Source organism: Pseudomonas sp. (assembly GCF_050739995.1).
In the GTDB taxonomy this organism is placed as follows: Bacteria; Pseudomonadota; Gammaproteobacteria; order Pseudomonadales; family Pseudomonadaceae; genus Aquipseudomonas.
Genome location: NZ_JBOICG010000138.1, coordinates 1 through 2,845, shown reverse-complemented (window position 1 = coordinate 2,845; position 2,845 = coordinate 1). Strand labels below are relative to the sequence as shown.

Annotated in this window: 4 protein-coding genes; 2 read left to right on the top strand and 2 right to left on the bottom strand. The window is 56.2% G+C overall.

Going from position 1 to position 2,845, the window contains the following annotated elements; genetic code table 11:
* The coding region (locus ACRESD_RS04830; protein WP_153364369.1) for a cold shock domain-containing protein at positions 1-202 on the top strand (202 nt) is incomplete at its 5' end.
* 74 nt (positions 203-276) lie between these two features.
* Here the strand turns inward: ACRESD_RS04830 and ACRESD_RS04825 are convergent.
* Both ACRESD_RS04825 and ACRESD_RS04820 read right to left on the bottom strand, forming a co-directional pair.
* Positions 277-483 carry a SlyX family protein gene (locus ACRESD_RS04825; protein ID WP_015885618.1) on the bottom strand — a complete coding sequence of 69 codons (207 nt, stop codon included), beginning with the start codon at positions 481-483 and terminating at the stop codon, positions 277-279.
* A 3-nt stretch (positions 484-486) separates the two neighbouring features.
* Positions 487-912 carry an HIT domain-containing protein gene (locus tag ACRESD_RS04820; RefSeq protein WP_431749881.1) on the bottom strand — a complete coding sequence of 142 codons (426 nt, stop codon included), beginning with the start codon at positions 910-912 and terminating at the stop codon, positions 487-489.
* 745 nt (positions 913-1,657) lie between these two features.
* Here ACRESD_RS04820 and ACRESD_RS04815 point away from each other — a divergent pair.
* Positions 1,658-2,845 (top strand): OprD family porin (locus ACRESD_RS04815; protein WP_431749880.1); only part of this gene is annotated, 1,188 nt, incomplete at its 3' end.

Genomic DNA, 2,845 nt, shown 5'->3' with positions numbered 1-2,845 from the left:
TACCGTCAAGTGGTTCAACACCTCCAAGGGCTTCGGCTTCATTTCCCGCGACTCGGGCGACGATATCTTCGTCCACTTCCGGGCTATCCGCGGCGAAGGCCATCGAGTTCTGGTCGAAGGCCAGCGTGTGGAGTTCTCTGTCATGAACCGTGACAAAGGCCTGCAAGCCGAAGATGTCATCGCTGCACTGCCGCGTCGCTGACCCCAGCCTTCGCAGCATAAAAAAACCGCGATCCAGCCTGGCTGGGTCGCGGTTTTTTTATGCGCGTCTCGCCATTAATAGTGCGGCGGCGGCGCCTCTTCTTCGGATGTCTCGAACTGGCCGCCCATTTCTTCCTGGCGCTTGAGCAGCGCGGTCATCTGCAATTGCAGGCGCTCGACGGCGCGCTGCTGGGTAACCAGGATGTCATTGAGGGTTTCGATGGTGTCGTCCTGGAAGGCCAGGCGGCTTTCCAGATCGGTGACGCGGTCTTGCAGGTCCATGATTCAATCCTGGGTAAAAATGAAACCGGCAGGCAACAGATCACGCAGTCGGCTGCGAATCGCCGCCACTTGCTCTTCGGTGTAAGGCCGCGCCGGATGCTTGCCCCAGACCGGTGCTGGCCAGGCGGCGTCATCGCGCTTGCGCACAATCACATGCACATGCAATTGGCTGACGACGTTACCCAGCGCGCCGATGTTCATCTTATCGGCCGCCAGCCCTTCATTGAGCAACTGTGCCAGTGCTGTCGTTTCCTGCCACAACGAGTGCTGATCGGCGACATCCAGTTGAAACACTTCGCTGATACCGTCGATGCGCGGCACCAGGATGAACCAAGGGTAATTCGAGTCATTGGACAGCAGCAGCCGGCACAGCGGGAAGTCCCCGATAACCAGTGTGTCTTGTTGCAGACGTTGATCTAAGGCGAACACCGTGGGCACTCCGTTTGGCAGGTCAGTTTCAGGCGCCCAGCATACCTTCGATTGCGCCCGGCTTCACGGCGAATGCACGGGACCTTGGGTTGACTCGACAAAAAATCATGCCCCCTTTCGATGCACTCAAATAGTTGAGCTACGCTAATCCGGGCCTCGAAGGGATGCACCAAAATGACCCATCTGTGCTTCAAAGGGATCCGCCGATTACCCACTGATGAGGGTGAACCGGTAACGTTTTGTCCTGGAACAGGATTTATGTATCACCCAAGGGGCGAATCGCCCGGGCGTCAAGCCCAAACCAATCGGCGTAAAAAGCCCGTGCTTATGCGGTTTTTACAGTGCCGTAATGTTTTTCACGAAAAAATGACATACGGGTACCCCTTTGTGCACGCTTGTTGCATTCACACCCATATCGTCGGCAACGACACCCGCTTGGAAGCCAGTGTTTCGCGATAAAAAACAGCAGCGTTTCAATACGCAGCAGGGATGAATTCAAACTTCGAAGGGTGGTTTGAAAGAGTATTGAAGTTGTCAGTCCGGTTACATTCGGACTGTGAATTTGCGACATGGAACTAGCAATTTACGACAGCCTCGTAAAGAAGCTGAAAGGAAAGATGGGTAAGTATCGTCAATAGAGTCTGCGTGATATAACTTTGCGCCGACACAAAAAAGAAAGAGCCGCCCAGATAAAAATACAGGTGGGACGGCAGTACTCTTCCTAAAACCAAAGGAGCAAATCACGATGCGCGTGATGAAGTGGAGCATGATCGCCCTGGCTGTTTCAGCAGGCACCTCGCAGTACGCAATGGCGTCCGCCCAGGACGACTCCAAGGGCTTTGTTGAAGACAGCACTTTCAGCATCAACACTCGCCTCTTGAACTTCAGTCGCGACTTCCGTAACAACGACACTGGCAAGAGCCGCGTCGACGAAACCGGCCTGGGCTTCAACGGCCTGTTCCAGTCGGGCTACACCCAAGGCACCATCGGTGTCGGTGTAGACGTGATCGGCCTGTTGGGCGTGAAACTGGACAGCGGCAAGGGTCGCTCCGGCACTGGCCTGTTCCCTACCGGTTCAGACGGTCGCTCGCAGGACGACTATTCCAAAGGCGGCGGCGCTGTTAAGTTCCGCCTCTCGGACACCGTTCTGAAGATAGGCGACCAGTACACCACCGCGCCAGTATTCGCTTCCGATGACAGCCGCTTGCTGCCAGAGCTGCCGCAAGGTATCTCGATCACCAGCAACGAGATCAAGGGCCTGAAACTCGAAGGCGGTCACTTCACTTCCAGCGTGGCACAAGCACAGACCTACCGGGACAGCCTGGGCCTGACCAAAACCGACTTCATCGGTGGCGTCTACCAACTCACCCCTGAAGTCGCCGCCAGCCTGTACTACGCGAAGACTGAAGACTACTGGAAGAAAACCTACGCCAACCTCAACTGGACCCACGCGATCGACAAAGATCAGTCGCTGGCCGTTGACTTCAACATCTACAGCACCAAAAGCGATGGCGCTGGCCTGCAACGCGCAGAAAAAGACGGCACCACCAAACTGGATAACCGTGCCTACAGCTTGCAAGGCGCGTACACCTACCAGGCTCACACATTCACCCTGGCCTACCAGAAGGTTAGCGGTGATGGTGACTACGGCTACGGCGTAGACGGCGGCGGTACGATTTTCCTGGCCAACTCCATCGCTCGTTCCGACTTTAACGCCGAAGACGAAAAATCCTGGCAGGCTCGCTATGACCTGAACATGGCCAGCTACGGCGTGCCAGGCCTGAGCTTCATGACCCGTTATGCCAAAGGTACCGACGCCAACGTCGAAGGCACCAACAACGGCAAGGAATGGGAACGCGACATCGAGGCCAAGTACGTGCTGCAAGAAGGCGCGGCCAAAGACCTGAGCTTCCGCATCCGTCAAGCCACCTAC